Here is a 17,711-nt window from a genome sequence, read left to right on the forward strand (position 1 = left end):
ATGATTGAACTTAAGAATACGCCGCGTGAAAGAGCAATTCTAATCGCACTGCCAATTGGGGGTTATTCAAAAGATCAAGTTGAAGAGCATCTGGATGAACTGGAATTGCTTGCCTCGACGGCGGGAGCTGAAACGGTTTTTAAAATCCTCCAGGACAGAATTAAACCCGACCCGGCATATTTCATCGGTAGAGGGAAAGCAGAAGAGATCGCACAATTAATTGAGTTGAACGACATACAGGTAGTTATTTTCGACAACGACCTTAATCCCACACAGGTACGCAATCTTGAAAAACTATTCAATCGTAAGATACTCGATAGAAGCGGATTGATACTCGATATTTTTGCGCTTCATGCAAAAACTAGGGAAGCCAAAACGCAGGTTGAACTGGCTCAGCTCGAATATATGCTGCCGAGACTTACGAGAGCATGGACTCACCTATCGAAACAGTACGGTGGAATCGGGACAAAAGGACCGGGCGAAACACAGATCGAAACAGACCGGCGTTTAATTCGCAGACGGATATCAAAATTAAAAGAAAACCTTCGTAAAATCGAATCCCAACAAATTGTAAAAAGCTCAGCGCGCAAAAAATTAATTAATGCAACACTCGTGGGATATACAAACGCAGGGAAATCCACACTGCTAAATCTTTTGACAAATGCCAGCGTGCTGGCAGAAAACAAATTATTTGCCACGCTCGACTCAACAACGCGAATATTAAACTTAGACAAGAACAAACAAATCCTCTTAAGCGATACCGTTGGTTTTATAAGAAAACTTCCAGCACACCTTGTCGCTTCTTTCAAGAGTACTCTTAACGTTGTTAGTGAGGCCGACGTGATATTGCATGTAATCGACGCTTCTCACACTTTCTTTGAAGATCACATTAAAACTGTCGAAGATACTTTACGCCAGCTCAATTGCGATAAAAAACTACAGTTAAAAATATTCAATAAAATCGACGCTCTAAAAGAACGGGACATTATAAATTATATAATCGCAAATTATCCGGATAGTTATTTAATTTCAGCAGAACGCGGTATCGGTATACAAAAATTGAAATCGGCACTGATTAACATTTACGAACAAAACTTCGTCGAAGGTGAACTGAGAATTAGCCACAATCAATCGAAGAAAATATCGAAAGTTTACGAAATAGCAGAAGTACTCGACACACACTACGAAGACGAATTTGTTCTGATGAAATACAGAACTAATAAGATTAACGAAAGTCAAATTAAAAAACTAATCCAGCACAACTAATCATTTTTATGAAAATTATAATTGACGGCAAATCCCTCACTCTTAATCAAGTCGACTATTTTCTGCACAATAATTGTAATGTCGAACTATCAAAAGAAGCCATTGAAAGGATCACCCGCGGAAGCAAACTTGTTGACGAATGGGTTGAAAAAGGGGAAACGATTTATGGTGTTACAACAGGATTCGGTGGTTTTTCGAGTGTTAGAATTGATAAAAAAGACATCGGCAGACTTCAGGAAAATTTGATTCTGAGTCATACGGCGGGAGTGGGAAATTTATTGCCTTCATTTATCGTTAAACTGATGATGCTTTTAAGAATAAATGCTCTTGCTTCCGGTCATTCTGGAATCCGTTTGCAAACGTTACAGTTACTAATCGATATGTTGAATAACAACATTCTGCCTTTAATCCCTTCTCAGGGCTCTGTAGGCTCAAGTGGCGACCTGGCACCTCTGGCTCATATGGTTCTTGCTATGCTTGGCAAAGGAAAAGTTGAAATTAACGATTCACCGCTCGACGAAAATAAATACCATAAAAAAATTATGAGTGCTCGCTCCGCATTGAAAAAATTCGGATTAAACCCAGTTCAGCTTAATGCCAAAGAAGGGTTGGCTTTAATTAATGGTACTCAGATGATGACGGCATATGCTGCTTACATTTCAATCGAGGCAAACAAACTTGTTAAAATTGCCGATATTGCCGGGGCATTATCAAACGAGGCGTTGCGAGGTACGGATTCAGCGTACGATTTAAGGATACACAAACTCAGACCGTACAAAGGTCAAATAGATTCAGCAAGTAATCTGCAGAAATTGTTAAAAGGCAGTCAAATAAGAGCCTCACATAAATACAACGACCCACGTGTTCAGGACGCTTATTCACTAAGATGTATACCACAGGTACACGGTGCTTCGCGAGATGCAATTAATTTTATATCGCGTCAGGTCGAAACAGAATTAAATTCAGTTACGGATAATCCTTTGATTTTCCCTGATAAAAAAGATTACATAAGTGGCGGCAATTTTCATGGACAACCGATAGCACTTGCAATGGATTTTATGGCAATAGCTTTGTCTGAACTGGCAAGCATCTCCGAAAGACGCACTGACAGAATATTAAACGGATCGTCGGAAAAATTACCTAAATTTCTGGCGCATCATGGCGGGCTGAATTCCGGTTACATGCTCGTTCAATACACATCAGCAGCACTGGTTTCGGAAAATAAAGTTCTGGCTCATCCTGCAAGTGTCGATTCAATTCCTACTTCGGCTTTGAAGGAAGATCATAATTCGATGGGTTCAATTTCTTCTCGCAAATGTTACGATGTGCTTCAAAATACTATAACAGTGCTCGCATTAGAATTGCTTACTGCTGCCCAGGCAATTGAATACCATAGACCGTTAAAATGTGGTTTGGGCACTCAGGCAGCTTACGAAGCAATCAGAAAAGTAGTTCCACCACTCAAAAAAGACAGGCTTCTAAAAGATGATATCGACAGAGTAGTTAGACTTGTTAAAGAAGGAATAATTCTGAAGAGCGTAGAGAAAAAAATTAAACTCAATTAACTCATTTATTTTTCTGTTTTTCTTTATAAATACTTTCCCTGCCCAGCCGTTCCTTTTTGTCGATCCATTTGTCGAGTTTGACCACCAGAAGTCCGAAGATAGCAAGCCCACCAATAATTAAAATTGTTACAAGTATAAAAATAATCGTATAAAGACTCATCAATCCCTCGAAACAGTAAAACTTTTTTCGATGCTTGCCGATTTTTGCGTGTTGTTGTCCTGAACATTAAAAACAATTTTATATGTTCCTTCAGAAAAAGTTGAGTCGATTTGAAATTGAGACTCGACCTGTAAATATTCAATTTTTTCCTCGGAAGATTTATTAACAAGCCCTTCGTCAATATATTCTAATTTCTTATTATCAGGCGTTATCAAATCGACAGTATAAGAAAGTCGCGCAATGTAAGCGTTGCCTGAACTTTCCTGACCGAATCCTTTGGCTATGCATGTGGCATTTATTTCCCATCCATTATCGATTAAAAAAGCAAAAACTTCTGCATCAGTAAGCTTAAAATCTTCTGAGTTCTGGCAAGCAAATAAAGTAAGTGCGAGGGTAAGGATCGTCGATAACTTTTTCATAATCCATTATTAAATTTTAAGCAATCTAAATAATCGTTCGACTAAATTCAACTGCACAAAGATTTTGCTATGACTTATTGTATATTTCATTTCAAACAATCAGGACTGTGGATTATTGGACAGTAAAAGTAGATTCATTCCCGTCTTTGAAGCTCTATTCGTTACTTTTTTATGGTCTACTTCATACATTATAATTAAGTGGGGATTAGAAGAAATTTCACCGTTATTTTTTGCGGGACTAAGATATTCGCTGGCATTCATGATTTTTCTTCCGTTCATTTTAAGAAAAAATCATATCAGCGGCTTAAAGCAATTAACCATCAGAGACTTTACGAAGTTAATTCTTCTCGGATTTGTTTTCTACTTCGCAACACAGGGAACACAATTTATCGGGCTTTCTTTACTGCCGTCGGTTACTGTAAGTTTACTGTTGAACTTTACACCTCTGCTTGTCCTAGCTATGGGCATAATATTTTTGAACGAGAAACCGACTAAAAAGCAGATTGTGGGAATTGGGATATTTCTCGCAGGTACTTTGATTTATTTTCTTCCAGTGGATTTCACCAGCACACAGCTTGCAGGATTGGGAGTGATGACACTGGGAGTTGGTGCGAATGCTATGGCGGCAGTTCTCGGAAGGAACATAAATCGCGAACGTAAATTCGATCCATTGATAGTTACATTTGTTAGCCTGGGCTTTGGTTCGTTTCTACTTCTGATCACTGCAAATATATTCGAAAAATTTCCTGCAATGAGTCTCGAAAACTGGATTTATATTTTATGGCTTGCAGGAATCAATACAGCACTGGCATTTACACTCTGGAACAAAACATTACGCGAACTGACTGCTGTAGAATCGAGTATCATAAACAATACGATGTTAATTCAAATTGCCATACTGTCGTTTTTATTTCTGGATGAAAATTTGAGTGTAAAAGAAATTATCGGACTGATAATAGTTGTCTTGGGAGCCGTTTTGGTACAAAAGAGAGGTGGAATAAAGAAGGCTGCCCTTAAAAACCGCCAGGACAGCCATTGATAAAATTAATTTTTCTTCTTGAAATCATCCATGAACTGAACCAGTTCTTCAACGCCTTTTTTGGGAAATGCATTGTAGATGGATGCTCTAATACCACCAACACTACGATGCCCTTTCAATCCTTCAAAACCTTTTGTTTTTGCTTCTTCGATAAATTTCTTTTCGAGTTCTTCGCTTGGGAGACGGAAAGTTACGTTCATCAAAGATCTGTCTTCTTTAACAACCGTACCTTTGTAATATCCATCACTTGTGTCAATTGCGTCGTATAAAATTTGCGCTTTTTCTTTGTTGCGTTTATACATTTCGTCAAGTCCGCCCATATTCAATAACCATTTAAAGACAAGCCCGGCTACATAAATTCCGAAAGTAGGAGGTGTATTGTAGAGCGAATTGTTTTCTGCATGGATTCGGTAGTTCAGATAAGTGTGTAAATCGTCAGATGATCTTTCAAGGAGATCCTTCCGAATTATTACAACTACGACACCCGAAGGTCCGATATTTTTTTGTGCTCCTGCATAGATTAGGCCGTATTTATTTACGTCAATTTTTTTGTGAAGGATATCTGAGGAAGCGTCGCATACAAGCGGAACACCGTTAGTCTCAGGTTCTGTTTTCCATTGAGTACCGTAGATAGTATTATTAGAAGTAAAATGGACATAAGAAGCATCCGGGTCAAGTTTTAATTCGGACTGTTTCGGTATTCTGTTAAAGTTTTCGCTTTCAGTGCTAGCGGCAATATTTACTGAACCGACTCTTTTAGCTTCCTTCATAGCTTTCTTAGCCCACGAGCCAGTAATAATATAGTCAGCCTTGTTTTTCGGGGGCATCAAATTCAGCGGCACCATCGAAAATTGGAGTGTAGCTCCGCCCTGAAGAAACAAGACAGCATAGTTATCGTTAATATCAAGCAATTTTCTCAGATCGGCTTCTGCTTCTTTAATTACCTGATCAAAAATTTTACCACGATGGCTCATTTCCATTATACTCATACCGCTGCCTTTATAAGAATAGAGTTCCTTCTGAGCCTCGAGCAAAACTTCTTCCGGTAAGACGGCGGGACCAGCGCTGAAATTATAAATTCTCTTTTCCATACTTCACTCCTTTATATTAATGTCAGTTAGAATTAACGGCTAAATAAGGTGAACCAATAAACCGTCTCTTAGTTTTGGTTCGAACCAGGTCGATTTCGGGGGCATAATTTCGCCTGCGTCTGAAATATTGATCAAATCTTCTATTGATACTGGATATAACGAGAATGCGACTTCTGCAGTACCTGAATCAACCAGACGCACAAGTTCTTCCGTCCCTCTGATACCTCCAATAAAATCGATATTTGTATCAGTACGTGGGTCCTCAATACCCAGTACAGGATGCAATAAATAATTTTGAAGAATGCTTACGTCAAGATTATCACCTAATGTATTGCCTGGTTTAACATTTCCATTTGGTTTTAAGCTGTACCATTTTTTCTCTATATACATGCAATAACTTCTTTTTGTCTGCGGGACGGGATTGTCGATTTCTTCGATGTCAAAATAATTTTTCACTTTTTCTAAGAACTCGCTCTTGGGCATATTCAATTTGTGAACGACTCTATTATAAGGCAGTATTTTTAGTTGTTCTGCTGGAAATAAAACGGCAAGGAAAAAGTTGTATTCTTCATCACCTTTATGAGAAGGATTTCTTTCCATCAAATATTTACAAGCTCTCACAGCACTTGCAGCTCTGTGATGTCCATCAGCTATATAAAGCGAATCTACCTGTTTCATTGCATCTACAATAACATCAACCAGATTATCGGGTACAATCCAGACCGTATGCTGTACACCATCAACAGCTCTAAAGTCGTAAATTGGTTTTTCATTTTGTATTATTTGGTTTACTTTATCATTTATTACATCTACACCCTTATAGGTAAGAAATACAGGTCCTGTTTGAGCTCTTGTAGTAATTATATGATTCGTGCGGTCGTCTTCTTTAACTTTTCTCGTCTTTTCGTGTTTTTTTATTAAATTGTTTTCGTATTCTTCTACAGAGAAAGTGGCAGCCAGACCGATCTGTGAATTACCCTCCCTGATTAATCGATATACGTAAATATGAGGATTATTATCCAGCAAAAGAGGAGCTTCGTTTTTAAGACGTTCAAGGTTGTCTTTTGCTCTGGCATAAACTTCACTCGAATAAACATCAATATCAGCAGGCATTTCAATTTCTGCGCGTGTAACTCTTAAAAAACTCAACGGATTGCCTTTTGCAAGTTCGGCAGCTTCTTCCCTGCTTACAACGTCATACGGTAAACTTGCCACCAGATGCGCTACTTTTTCGTGCGGTCTTAGAGCTTTAAAAGGACGAATGAGAGCCATAGTCTCCTCTTCTTTATAAATCGAAAAAAATTACTAAAAGAAAAATAGTATATAATAGTATTATTTTAAAACTTAATGCCAACTAAACTTATTATTATTTAGCGCAGAACATGCCTGCATTTTTTAAGCAGTTAACCCGATTGTTTCTCTTTTCTCGATTCAGCAAGGAGGGCAATCAGTTAATATGTCCTGCTTGTAGATTGAATATTTTTGATTTCTTTATCGTTGTGAGATAAACATATAAAATTAGCTCTTCAGTTTTACTACCTGTCTCCCCATCTAACCAGCACCAACTTCAATTCAAAGCGACCTTCAAACTTCCGCCATGTGTAAGAATTTTTCACAAATATCAATCACCCTTTTCGATATTCTGTTAGGAAATGCTTCGATTTATGCATATTCAACTAAAGCAGATTCGTTCTTTTTTGAAATTTTTTTTATTAGAAAGATGAAATCAAGTATGAAACTGTAAGCTGTACTTATTGAAAAAATATGAGCTCGATTTTTCGATATATTTTTTATTGCTTCATTAAAGCCCTTAATAATGGACATGATTTAAAGTAATCTGCATAGTTTTTATTTTTTTTTATTCCAAATTTTCTTAACATTAAAGTGACGTTATTTGATAAAAGGCTACTTGAGAAAGGGATACCGAGTGGAAACACAAATTAAATATTTTACAGTAGCGGAAGCCAACAGGACATTGCCGCTTGTAAAAAGGATTGTACGGGATATCATCAACACAGCGTATGAAATTAGGTCAAAGTCGGACCTGTTAGGCGGTAACTATCATGGCAATCCAGATATTCTTAAAATGAGTTCTCAGATAAACGGATATATAAAAGAACTCGAAGAAATTGGTTGTTTATACAAAGATTGGAATTTTCAGATTGGACTGGTTGACTTTCCTGCAATTATAAACGACAGGGAAGTTTATCTCTGCTGGCGTAGTGACGAAGAGGAAATTAAATATTATCACGAATTAACAAACGGGTATTCGGACAGAAAGCCAATCCCGCCCGAATACCTTTGAGGTAATTATTTCTTTTCTTCTTCAATTCGATATGAATGCGTAATTTCAACTGACTTTTGCAACATTGCCGTTACACTACAATAAGTTTTTTGCGATAGTTCAATTGCTCTTTCGACCGCTTCTTTTGGTATCTCTTTCCCGTAAAAAACATATTCGAGATGAATTTTAGTAAAAACCTGAGGGTGAGTTTCCTGGACTTCTGCCTGTATATTAATTTCAAAAGCGTCGTATTTAACTTTTTTCTTGTTCAAAATTACAGCCACGTCGCTACCGGTACATCCACCGAGCGCTATTAAAACAAGTTCTTTTGGGCGTATTGCAGCATCGCTGCCCCCGAATTGCTCGGGTCCGTCCATTGCTACCCAGTGATTCGAGTCGGTTTTTCCTAAAAAAGTGACCCCTTTAACGTGTTTAACTAATGCTGTTTTGGTCGCCATTTATTCCTCTTTTCTATTGCAACAATTTTTTATTAGGTAAGATGAACACCACTCAGTTTGGTTTCATTTTCTGAAAAGATAAAGAATTAAGGAGATAATTATGCTCAGTATAATTGAAGTGGCTAAAGGAAAATAGACTACATAATTTTTTCCTTTGATTGTTATATCGCCTGGCAATTTGCCGAAATATGGAATTTTCCCGAAGAAAATTAAAAGAAGACCGACCGATAACAAAATGACACCGCCTATAACAAGGATTTTCCCGAGCGTATGAAACTCATTCATAAATTACCTCACTATTCAAATATTTCTTACACAAATTTAGCGTTAGCCGTTTTCACCGGCAAGTCGGGCAATCTGCAGAAGATAGAATTTAAGTTTATCCTGGTCTTTTGGGGAGAGAGCCTGTTCTTCAATTTTAATTATTCTTTCAACTTCTTTTAAGGCGCGAATAATATTGATCGGCACTTCGACCATTTCCTGCGAGATGGCGGCGAGGTATTCAACCGCAGCCGAAAGAAATTGCTGCATATTGTCGTCAAAGGACGACTTTGTAAATTGCGGTACCGCTCTTATTTTTTTGGGTGAAAAGAGATATTCTTTGTAAGAGGAACTCGACGATAGAGAGTAGAGTGCAATAGCAAGTTCGACAAAACTGGCAACGCGCTGATAAACCGGTTCTTCGAGTAAATCCCAGATTTTCTGACGCCACATTTTTATTTCTTCAGGAATTTTCAAAAGGTATTGTACTTCCTTCAACCACTTATCGTCAACATTTCCTTTGATGTCTTTCATTATTTCTTCGAGACTCGTATTGAACAGATTCTTTTGCAGTAGAACAGCGACATCGGGTCTGAGCGTGGGCAATAAATCCGGAATGAAATAATTGCCTTCAAAGAATTCCGAAACTTCCAGTCCGTGCCTTCTTAAGAGTTCTTTCTGGAAATAGCTTAAATAATTGTGCATCGAGTCGATGTCCTCACGCAATGCAATCAATGCCGAATTGCCAGCAGGAAAAGCCTTTTCCATTTTGCTCAAATACTTAAGGTCGACGTCGTGATAAATTCTGAGTGTTTGCAGCATTTCATAAACAGGAAGTTTGGGAAGAACCCGTTCCGTTATTAAATATATCGGTTCACCTTCAGTAAATTCGCGTTGAGAAAAATTGTTGAGCGCACGGAATAATCCTGTAGTCAATTGATTAATTCCAAGTATGACGCTTTGTGACTGATTATGAGAAATGGCACGTAATAGACTTCCGTATTTAGAGAATGGAATTGTGCCAGCAATTTTTTCAAGTATTTTTTGCCCTGCTCCTTCGCCAACTCCCTGTCCGGGACGCACAGTGGGACGGTCGCGCAACGGCGGTGTAGTTCTACCAATAAAATATGATATTAGATGAATACCAACAACGTCTTCATCCCGGCCGTATAAAATCTGACGAAAATTTTCACGGTGCAGATTCAGGAATTCATTGAAGATTTCGTCTTTCTTGCCGACTGTAAGTCTTTCAAGTTCCTGCAAGCCTCTTGTTTTAAATTGAAGTCTGGTTTCCGATAAAGGTTCGCCGGCTCTTTGAATTTCTTTTTCGTTGAATTCCTGAGCTTCTTTAACATGATAAAGTAGTTGCGCTCTCTGGAAAGTTGAAATATACCTGAGTTTTTCAGAAATATTGCTCTGAAAAGTTCTCAGGTCGCCTCCTGCAAAAACACCCAGTAAAGGAGTGATAGCATATTGGGTACTCTTTCGAGTCGATTCAGCCAGGTACTCATTAAATCGGCTCTGCGTTAAATATGAATCGATGAATAATTCCTTGCCAGCAACTTCCGAATAATACCCGCCCTGACGTTGCATTGGCTCACCGCTGCCCATTTTCATGCGCACTCGTCCAATTAAATTATTCGCTGCCAGCCAGGTCATTAATTCGTACTTCGCTTCCCTGTAAAGATTCATACCCATTGCCTGTCCAACCTGCTGACTTAAATCTGAGCCAGCGACAAATATTTCTGTAATAATTTCATTGAAACGTTCTGCAGTGTCCTGATTAATTCTTCTACTCTGGAAAGAATATTCCCAAATTTTGTCGAGATAATTCTTAATATTACTTACCGAGTCGAGATCTTCGAACAGAGGCACCAGCCATACTGCGGGCAGATCGAGGTTACTGTTTTCTCTTAAAATTTCTTCTCGCTTCGACCTCATTTTTCGATCAAGGGAGATTAAAGTCTCCGGCCTGGTGGTCATGCTCACCTGCAGCGCCAGAACCATTCCAGGATTTCCATACCTTGCGGCTATTTCATTAATTTCGTTTATGTTATGCACCGTCGTGTCGATGGCAAATTGATCCTGCGCAGTAATTAATTTTTGATGGATGCGAGGCGTTACAACAAACCTTCTTAGCAAGTCCCTGTACATCAGGATTTCAAGAAGCAACCGTTTATCCGAAAGGTTTTTCATTATCTCCGGAATGTGCCCGTGTAAAGTCTTCCGTAATCTCTTGTTCAAATCGAAATAATATTCTAAAGTATTTCTTCTTCTTATTCTAAGGTCGAGCATCTTCCTTTCAAGTCGATCGTTATGATGCCACAAACGTGTTACCGGGTCCTGAGCAATATGAAGTTTCATACCGAGTTTTCTCAATTTGCTCGGTTGTAAATTAAATGGAAGTGTGCCACGGTACCTTTTTTCGAGCTGATGCGTAAGTTGAGTAATCTGGTTTAAGAGGGCTGTAAATCTATCGTTCCGTTGAGGGAGTTTTTCCAATTCTTTTATAAGATATTCATCAAGCTCGAGTGAATGATTGTTTCCGATCAACATTTCTAATATTCTTGCCTGACGTACAATATTCTCAATCAATACAAAAGCCACCAAACTGTGTCCCTGTCCAGAAGGCCGATTGCTGCCGTCCCAATCGCCCCAAAAAGATAGAAAAGTTTCGAACTGATAGTCAGAATAAAGGGAAATAAAATTTTCGGCTGATATTATTGTTTTCAAATCGAGTATCAATTCCTGAGGTTCTTCGCTCGAGACGATGGCAACGTTCAGTCCTAAATATTCTTTGACAAGCTCCTCTTTCAATTTTTCCAGTTCATTTTTCGATGGTTGTATTCCTCTCAAAAGATTTTCGATTATCCGCTCGGCAATTATATCAGTTTTAATCGAATACATTTGAGTGGGATGAACAGTCCTGTCGAACATTCTGGTACGAAAAGCTTGCTTACGCCTTTCGAGTGAGTCTTTATAAAATTCGCGTTCTAAAATCAATTCGAGTTTTTTTTGATTGCCCGAAAGAATATATCCTGCATATTCGTTTATATACGATTGGAGCTCTTCAAATTTGTTTTGATAGACGGACAATTTATAAGGTATGAATTCACCGAGAAATTTCTTTTTATTAAACGAATAGTCTGCTCCACCGTTGACTTTATTGAAATAACCGGTAAATAGATGTTCAATGTTTTCGAGAATATGTTTTTCAAGGACTTTCCAGTAATTTGAATAATCTACAAGGATTATTTTTTTCTGCAAATTTAGTTTCTTAACTTTTAATTGATGCTTGTTATAATTTGCAGACTCTTCGGCAATCATTCTATTGAGATCGATCAGGACACGGCGTGTTTTCCTTCCAAGTACATCGGCGCCGTCCGAGCCACCGAGCGTTAGTCTGAAAGATTTTCTTCCTGTTTCAAAACCTTTTTCTGTACGAGCAAAAGTAGATAGCGGAATTAATCCGATTCCCTGTCGTGCCAGTCCCGAAGCAAGCCAATCGAGCGACAAACCAGTGGGTAGATTGTCAATAATCATTTGAGGGTACATGCTTCCGACAGGTGGTTTTATTTTTATATTGAATCTATTTCTTTCGGCAGGAAGACTTTCGGCGGCTTCCTCCAACGCTTTGCTTCTGTCGTAAAATATCCTGTTTCGTAATTTATGATATGCTCTGACGTCTTCAACTTTATTACGATAAAGTAGATACGAAATGTAAATTGCAGAAATGTTATCACGAAAAGTATCAACTACACTTTGAAATTTCTCTCGTAATTCGGGCAATCTTATTTCGACAACCGATAACCGCGCACCTGCAAAGGAATCGGTCTTCGACATCGAATGAATTGTAATTACATACTTTTCTTTTTCACTTGTAAGATAACCTTCTTCAACGAGTTCACTACATAACTGACGCAGTGTATCGATTTTTTCCAGACCCAAAGAAGGTTTAACATTTTGATACGACAAATCGTCGACGACCTTAATTTCCCTTTCGAGTAGCCACTTGAGCAATTCTTTCAAATCGTTTCGATCGAAAATTTGTCCTGTTGCGTTATGGGGATTGTTTAATACAACCGCTCCATATTTTTTCCAGCCAGCATCTTTCGACAACTTATTCTGTACAGCATCAATAATTGCTTTAATATCAATTTGAAAATCATCTTTTAATGGAACGGTAAAAACTTCGGGAAAACAATGTTCGTAAGTCCAGCTCAAATCGGGTATAATAGCTTCTCTGATACCACAGTGGAATCCGAGTATACTGAGCGCCGTTCTGGACGAGCCACTAACAACAAGAGTATCTTCAAGTTTATACTCCGGATGATGATTAATAAATGCGCTCAGATAAGAAGCCTTGAGATCATTTTTCCAATCGTCATTGTTGAAATTATCGATCATCTCGTCGTACAACTCGACAGCGTTGTACGAGGAAAATCTGTCGTAACTGATTTTTGAAGAAAACCTTTTCTGCTTGTCTGCATGCGAACTGAATTCTTCTATAATCCTGTTAATCTTATTTTCGATGTCTCGCCCTTTCGATTCGACAATATTACCGATAATTTTTTCGGCGGTTCTGGAAAAACGGGAAAGGGGCTCCAATCCAAGCTTTACAGACTCGCCTTCAATTTCTGCCTCGACATTTATGTCAAGCGGTTCCTTTTCTTCTTTGATACCGCTCTTCAGCAGATAATTCAACAATGTAATTTCCGTTGAAGAGGGAGTTCCCTTCAGCTGGAAATGTACATTTTCCAGAACTTTAATAAATTCATGGTTGCCCGCAATGAATACCAGAGAAAAACCTTTCAGCTTGTTTGAAAAAGCCGATGGAGTTATAAAACGAAGGACCCGGTTCATCATTTTGGCTTCGCGCGCCAGCGAAAGGTGATTCGGTGCATTATTTACTTCAACAAAAAAGAGAGGATATTCTAAACTAAGATTTCTTAAATGTCTTCTTGTCACTTCGTTAGTAACTTTGCCCAGTATAAGAAATTTTGGTACATTACTCTTATTCAACATATTGTTCAATTGAGGCAGTAATACTTCTTCTGCATTTCCAAGATTGTGAAATCGTATGCCTTCAAAATTTTTTAAATGTTCTGGAATTTCACAGTCAAACAAAAGAATATCTGCTGGTAGATTGACCATAAATTCGGAAACGGAATGAAAAAAAATGCGCAGAGTCTCGGAAATACCGTTTGAAGCCAGTATTATTTCCCTTTTACCCGATTTTGCGCCGGTATCGTAAGATAGAGGTTCCTGTTGTTTATGTGAGAGCCAATCATTAAAATATTCAATTATAAATTCAGGTTTCGATTTAATGTATCCGCCGCGTGGCGAGTATGGTGCTGCTCTTTTTATTAATTCGGCTATCAATTCAACTTTTGGGACGTCTTGAGTAGACAGGCCCAATTCATGGCAGAAAGCTTGAGGGTTATCTATCGAAAAATTTTCATCGAGCAGATCAATGCCCATTGCCAGGCGCATAAAAAGAGAGTAGAGCCTTTCATCCTGCACCGGATTTCCAATGTGGAAATTTACTCTTTCATGAGCAGGTACCGACGAAGCGGCTGTTGATTCACTAATTTCCGAAACTTTTGCCGCTTTTATTGGTTTGAGTTCAAAAAGTAACAGCGGATCTTTTGAAATCATTATAATAGCTATTCGGTTTTTCTTTCACTGTTTTTCTTTCTGCTTTCCGTTAAATTGTGGAGCAAATTCTGGAATAAAACGGCAAGCTCCGAGCCCTGTGGCAAATCGGTAGATGAAAGCGATACAACAGTACGTGCGTTTTTAAGAGTCTGGCTGGCTTCAGCAAGTCGCGCTGCCTGAGGTGTAAGCAACAAGAGTTCTGGATTGTTCTTGAGTAGTTCCAATTCTTTCGACTCGAATTCGAGCTGCATTTGTTTTCTTTTTAGTTCTTCTTTAACACGTTTTTCGGCTATTTCGGCTTCTTTCTCGATCTCCTTGTTTTTCAGTTCATATTTTTTCATTTCGAGTTGATTTTCCATCAATGCAATCTCTTCTTCTGCTTTGAACTTAGCCTTAGCAGCAGCAATACGAGCTTTCTGATTTAACTCTTCGGTTTGTTCCAAAATACGTGCGGATTCCTGCTGCTTGATGGCGTCGGCTATTTTAGAATCAAGGATTTCAATCAATTGAATAGATATTGATACGATCTCCAGACCAAATTTATCTTTGCTTATATCTGTATTTTTACTCAGATATTGATAAATCTTCTCTCCGCTTAATTCCTCTATCTCATACTTTTCGGTAAATTCTCGCACCCAGCTTTCAATCAGTATTTCGAGTTCTTCAGTGGCTTTCTCTACTGCTCTTGTATTCCAACCGCCAGATTTAATTAATTTATGAATATTCTCAAGCGATAGTGCTACGCTTAAGGTCATTCTAATTTTTATATTGAGATTTCCTTTTGCCGTCGAATCAATGTTTAATTGTACAGAATGAATCGTTCGAGGAAGCACCAGACAAAAATGGCGCGGATAGAACCTACCTTTTTTCAGTATGATTTTTCCATCCGACTCATACAAAACTAACTGGTCGGGTTTCCGCAATCGGTATTCGTAAAGCAGAAACAGGATTATCACTAATATTATTATTACTATTGCTGGCCACATATTTTACTCCCGATAATTCTAAATAGCTTTAGCTGTTTTGTTATTATCCTTTTCCGATTTTATAATACGTTATTTTATATACACAACTCAAAAATGGGATCAACAAGAAGGTAAACAGACATAAAATTGCTGCTTAATGTAATATTTTTTTTGAAATTATGTAAACTCTCTTGTAAAAAAATTTTGTATTAGCTGACTTTAAACTTAAAAATTAAGTTTAAATTCTCGTTTGACAATTTATTAGAAAATATTTTTTACAATTGACAAATAATTTATACTTTTCAATACCATAATTAATCGATGGAGACATGGAAGAGCACGAATTTCCAGATTTATTCGACGACGGGACTTACACTGAAAAACGACCTGCAAGGAAAAAATTGGAACGCTCGTCCTCAGATTATCTTATCACAGGTTTATGCGGTGGATTGGGCAGATATTTTAATATCGACCCGGCAAAAATACGAGTAGCTCTTATGTTTTCTCTATTGCTGGGAGGATGGATTATCCTTTTCTATTTTATTGCCTCAATTATGATTCCACTCGAGCGCTCCTCATCTTTAATCGTAGCAAATAAAAAAAACAATCTGGTATTCCTGAGCAGCATGATGATGACTGCCGGACTCTATCTTTATTTAACTGATTTCGACCTTACCCACAGAACTTATTTCCTCCTGGACAATCGCTCCACAATGATGGGAGGAATATTAATGATTACTGGAATTTATATCACTATTAAAAATATGCATATAGTTTCTGCACAGGAAAACAATCCAGCAAAATTTTACAGGTCACAAAAACACAAGATTGTCTCGGGTCTTTGCGGTGGTTTGGCCGAATATCTTTCTGCAGAAGTTACATTAATTAGGACCTTCTTTTTGATTAGTGTATTGTTGAGTGCCGGATTAATCTTAATTATTTATCTCCTGCTGTTATTCTTTATAGAAAAGAAAGCGGAGCCGTAAGTTATGAAATTAAATTTCAGAACAATCACGGGGATATTGTTATTAATATTAGGACTATTACAAATCATCGACATCTATTCAGGAGTAGATCATTACAAGCATGGATTCGTTCTTGTTCTTGCACTATATGGAATTTCAATAAATTATTTTTCTCTTAGAACAAGCAACAGAAGGATAATGCTTTTCTCCGTTTTCATATTTCTCACTTCAATTCTTATACTCTCCCTAAAGTTATATAATATTAGTCTGAGTTCAGAAGTAATAATTTTCTCGAGTATGTTTATGATCTCTGCATTCATGCTTACTCTTTATATCGACAATCCAGAAGAAAAGATATTTTTATTCGGATTCATCATCGGCATGTTGGTAACAATCGGATCGTTTTACCTTTTACAAATCCCCTACGTTCAAAGGCAGGCAGGAAAAGTAATCGGTTATTCAATGAAAATATTACCCGCGGTATTAATTGCTGGGGGCTTGAGTTTGTTTTTAAAGAGGAAACAATTCGATTAACGAACTCTCCCTTCCTGTGGAAAGGACGCCGACATATACTCGTTAACTGAAGGAGTAGGCGATCCCGTGTTTGATTCTATTGTGATTTTCAGAGATTCAATATTTTCCTTCGGAATAATCGGAAACGAAGTTATATGTATGAACTCATTTCCCGTCGGTTGATAAACTCCCATCGAATATGATATTCCCCTGCTAACAAGCCATAATTGATACCCTTGATTGGCAAGCAACGGTTTGACATTTCTGAATTGAATTAGTCCTTCTTTGGCATCGAATGATAAGAGCACTTTGGCTGAGGCATTTTCAGAAGGCACGGTAGATTTTAAATTAACGATTGTAATATCGCCGTAATTGAAAAATTCGATCAGTCCGATATAATTATTAACAAAATTATTTGTTCGGGCAAGTTCACTGCGATATATGTTTACATCCTGTTCTAAGTCCACTAATTTTTGATTTAATTCTTCAATAGATGTAAATGAATAGTAGCCAACCAAAGAAAACAGAACAAGCGACATAACAATAGCAAACCAACCGACAATGCTGCCGGATTTGCCTGCAGGACGCTGAGCCGTTTTGATTTGCGATTGCTGGCCGGTAAAATATCTGCCCGCATCTTCGGGTAATACCGAACGGTCAATTGTTCCAGATTTTTTAACTGTGGTAGTCTTTGAGGACTCTTCGGTTTTTTCTTTTTGTTCTGTCTTTTTAAGATTAGTAAGTTGAAAACTTGCTTTCGTTCCCACTTTGGTAATACGACTTGAAGACTTCAGGGCAGTTGCTTTTTTTTCTTCCCTGATGCGAGTTTTAATTTCGTCTTTCATGCTGATTAGCCGTCGCGCCACTTCGTCTTTTAAGGAAGGATCGGGTTTTTCAAGATCGAGTATGATGGGAATTAACGATACTATATTTTGCATCTCCTGCAGTTCTCCTTCGGGCAATTCACCACCAGCATCGATATAATCTTTGAACTGGATAAAATTATCCCGGTCCATACAACCAACCGCAAAGGCAGCTATCATCTCGTGAACAGCATTCTTTGCCAT

The 17,711-nt window shown here is 38.0% G+C and carries 15 protein-coding genes; 6 read left to right on the forward strand and 9 right to left on the reverse strand.

From position 1 onward, the window contains the following. Together hflX and hutH are read left to right on the forward strand one after the other, a co-directional pair. The gene (hflX, locus tag ACSSV9_RS01855) at nt 1–1,266 is read left to right on the forward strand and encodes a GTPase HflX (protein ID WP_437345509.1); all 1,266 of its coding nucleotides are present in this window, start codon (nt 1–3) and stop codon (nt 1,264–1,266) included. A gap of 8 nt (nt 1,267–1,274) precedes the next feature. Next, nucleotides 1,275–2,831, forward strand: coding sequence for a histidine ammonia-lyase (gene hutH, locus ACSSV9_RS01860; RefSeq protein WP_437345510.1), 1,557 nt, complete (start codon nt 1,275–1,277; stop codon nt 2,829–2,831). A 1-nt stretch (nt 2,832) separates the two neighbouring features. Here hutH and ACSSV9_RS01865 read toward each other — a convergent pair whose 3' ends face one another. Both ACSSV9_RS01865 and ACSSV9_RS01870 read right to left on the reverse strand, forming a co-directional pair. After that, complete coding sequence (locus ACSSV9_RS01865) at nt 2,833–2,991, reverse strand: hypothetical protein (RefSeq protein ID WP_437345511.1); 159 nt, start codon at nt 2,989–2,991, stop codon at nt 2,833–2,835. Then, the gene (locus tag ACSSV9_RS01870) at nt 2,991–3,410 is read right to left on the reverse strand and encodes a hypothetical protein (RefSeq protein WP_437345512.1); all 420 of its coding nucleotides are present in this window, start codon (nt 3,408–3,410) and stop codon (nt 2,991–2,993) included. The genes ACSSV9_RS01865 and ACSSV9_RS01870 overlap by 1 nt, the downstream gene beginning before the upstream one ends. Before the next feature lie 115 nt (nt 3,411–3,525). Between ACSSV9_RS01870 and ACSSV9_RS01875 the strand changes: the two genes are divergently transcribed. Further along, on the forward strand, nt 3,526–4,449 hold the full coding sequence (locus ACSSV9_RS01875; protein WP_437345513.1) for a DMT family transporter: 924 nt from the start codon (nt 3,526–3,528) through the stop codon (nt 4,447–4,449). 5 nt (nt 4,450–4,454) lie between these two features. On the opposite strand, the gene serC is transcribed toward ACSSV9_RS01875, so the two are convergent. Next, nucleotides 4,455–5,540, reverse strand: a complete 1,086-nt coding sequence (gene serC / locus ACSSV9_RS01880; protein WP_437345514.1) for a 3-phosphoserine/phosphohydroxythreonine transaminase — start codon at nt 5,538–5,540, stop codon at nt 4,455–4,457. A 39-nt stretch (nt 5,541–5,579) separates the two neighbouring features. Further along, nucleotides 5,580–6,812: a DUF1015 domain-containing protein gene (locus tag ACSSV9_RS01885; protein WP_437345515.1), complete on the reverse strand. Its 1,233-nt coding sequence runs from the start codon at nt 6,810–6,812 to the stop codon at nt 5,580–5,582. A gap of 655 nt (nt 6,813–7,467) precedes the next feature. Between ACSSV9_RS01885 and ACSSV9_RS01890 the strand changes: the two genes are divergently transcribed. After that, on the forward strand, nt 7,468–7,845 hold the full coding sequence (locus ACSSV9_RS01890; protein ID WP_437345516.1) for a DUF2203 domain-containing protein: 378 nt from the start codon (nt 7,468–7,470) through the stop codon (nt 7,843–7,845). Nucleotides 7,846–7,850: 5 nt separating this feature from the next. Here ACSSV9_RS01890 and ACSSV9_RS01895 read toward each other — a convergent pair whose 3' ends face one another. From ACSSV9_RS01895 to ACSSV9_RS01910, 4 genes are all read right to left on the reverse strand, one after another. Next, nucleotides 7,851–8,282, reverse strand: coding sequence for an OsmC family protein (locus ACSSV9_RS01895; RefSeq protein WP_437345517.1), 432 nt, complete (start codon nt 8,280–8,282; stop codon nt 7,851–7,853). 63 nt (nt 8,283–8,345) lie between these two features. Then, a complete protein-coding gene (locus ACSSV9_RS01900) occupies nt 8,346–8,567 on the reverse strand; it encodes a DUF2905 domain-containing protein (RefSeq protein WP_437345518.1) in 222 nt (73 codons plus the stop codon). A gap of 42 nt (nt 8,568–8,609) precedes the next feature. After that, nucleotides 8,610–14,201, reverse strand: a complete 5,592-nt coding sequence (locus ACSSV9_RS01905; RefSeq protein WP_437345519.1) for an aminotransferase class I/II-fold pyridoxal phosphate-dependent enzyme — start codon at nt 14,199–14,201, stop codon at nt 8,610–8,612. A gap of 8 nt (nt 14,202–14,209) precedes the next feature. After that, entirely contained in the window at nt 14,210–15,187 is a 978-nt protein-coding gene (locus tag ACSSV9_RS01910; protein ID WP_437345520.1) for an SPFH domain-containing protein, read from the reverse strand. Between the two features lie 308 nt (nt 15,188–15,495). Here ACSSV9_RS01910 and ACSSV9_RS01915 point away from each other — a divergent pair, with 308 nt between their 5' ends. Together ACSSV9_RS01915 and ACSSV9_RS01920 are read left to right on the forward strand one after the other, a co-directional pair. After that, on the forward strand, nt 15,496–16,152 hold the full coding sequence (locus tag ACSSV9_RS01915; protein ID WP_437345521.1) for a PspC domain-containing protein: 657 nt from the start codon (nt 15,496–15,498) through the stop codon (nt 16,150–16,152). 3 nt (nt 16,153–16,155) lie between these two features. Further along, nucleotides 16,156–16,665 carry a hypothetical protein gene (locus tag ACSSV9_RS01920; protein ID WP_437345522.1) on the forward strand — a complete coding sequence of 170 codons (510 nt, stop codon included), beginning with the start codon at nt 16,156–16,158 and terminating at the stop codon, nt 16,663–16,665. Here the strand turns inward: ACSSV9_RS01920 and ACSSV9_RS01925 are convergent. Next, nucleotides 16,662–17,711, reverse strand: a complete 1,050-nt coding sequence (locus ACSSV9_RS01925; RefSeq protein ID WP_437345523.1) for an anti-sigma factor — start codon at nt 17,709–17,711, stop codon at nt 16,662–16,664. The two genes, ACSSV9_RS01920 and ACSSV9_RS01925, sit on opposite strands and share 4 nt — an antisense overlap.

The sequence above is a fragment of the Melioribacter sulfuriphilus genome (assembly GCF_051488685.1).
Lineage (GTDB): Bacteria > Bacteroidota > Ignavibacteria > Ignavibacteriales > Melioribacteraceae > Melioribacter.

Bases quoted from the DNA above. Each gene is read 5' to 3' on its own strand.
- hflX (WP_437345509.1), top strand. From the start codon at position 1: ATGATTGAACTTAAGAATACGCCGCGTGAAAGAGCAATTCTAATCGCA.
- ACSSV9_RS01865 (WP_437345511.1), bottom strand. From the start codon at position 2,991: ATGAGTCTTTATACGATTATTTTTATACTTGTAACAATTTTAATTATT.
- ACSSV9_RS01905 (WP_437345519.1), bottom strand. From the start codon at position 14,201: ATGATTTCAAAAGATCCGCTGTTACTTTTTGAACTCAAACCAATAAAA.
- ACSSV9_RS01900 (WP_437345518.1), bottom strand. From the start codon at position 8,567: ATGAATGAGTTTCATACGCTCGGGAAAATCCTTGTTATAGGCGGTGTC.
- ACSSV9_RS01895 (WP_437345517.1), bottom strand. From the start codon at position 8,282: ATGGCGACCAAAACAGCATTAGTTAAACACGTTAAAGGGGTCACTTTT.
- ACSSV9_RS01920 (WP_437345522.1), top strand. From the start codon at position 16,156: ATGAAATTAAATTTCAGAACAATCACGGGGATATTGTTATTAATATTA.
- ACSSV9_RS01885 (WP_437345515.1), bottom strand. From the start codon at position 6,812: ATGGCTCTCATTCGTCCTTTTAAAGCTCTAAGACCGCACGAAAAAGTA.
- ACSSV9_RS01925 (WP_437345523.1), bottom strand. From the start codon at position 17,711: ATGGCAAAGAATGCTGTTCACGAGATGATAGCTGCCTTTGCGGTTGGT.
- ACSSV9_RS01910 (WP_437345520.1), bottom strand. From the start codon at position 15,187: ATGTGGCCAGCAATAGTAATAATAATATTAGTGATAATCCTGTTTCTG.
- hutH (WP_437345510.1), top strand. From the start codon at position 1,275: ATGAAAATTATAATTGACGGCAAATCCCTCACTCTTAATCAAGTCGAC.
- serC (WP_437345514.1), bottom strand. From the start codon at position 5,540: ATGGAAAAGAGAATTTATAATTTCAGCGCTGGTCCCGCCGTCTTACCG.
- ACSSV9_RS01870 (WP_437345512.1), bottom strand. From the start codon at position 3,410: ATGAAAAAGTTATCGACGATCCTTACCCTCGCACTTACTTTATTTGCT.
- ACSSV9_RS01915 (WP_437345521.1), top strand. From the start codon at position 15,496: ATGGAAGAGCACGAATTTCCAGATTTATTCGACGACGGGACTTACACT.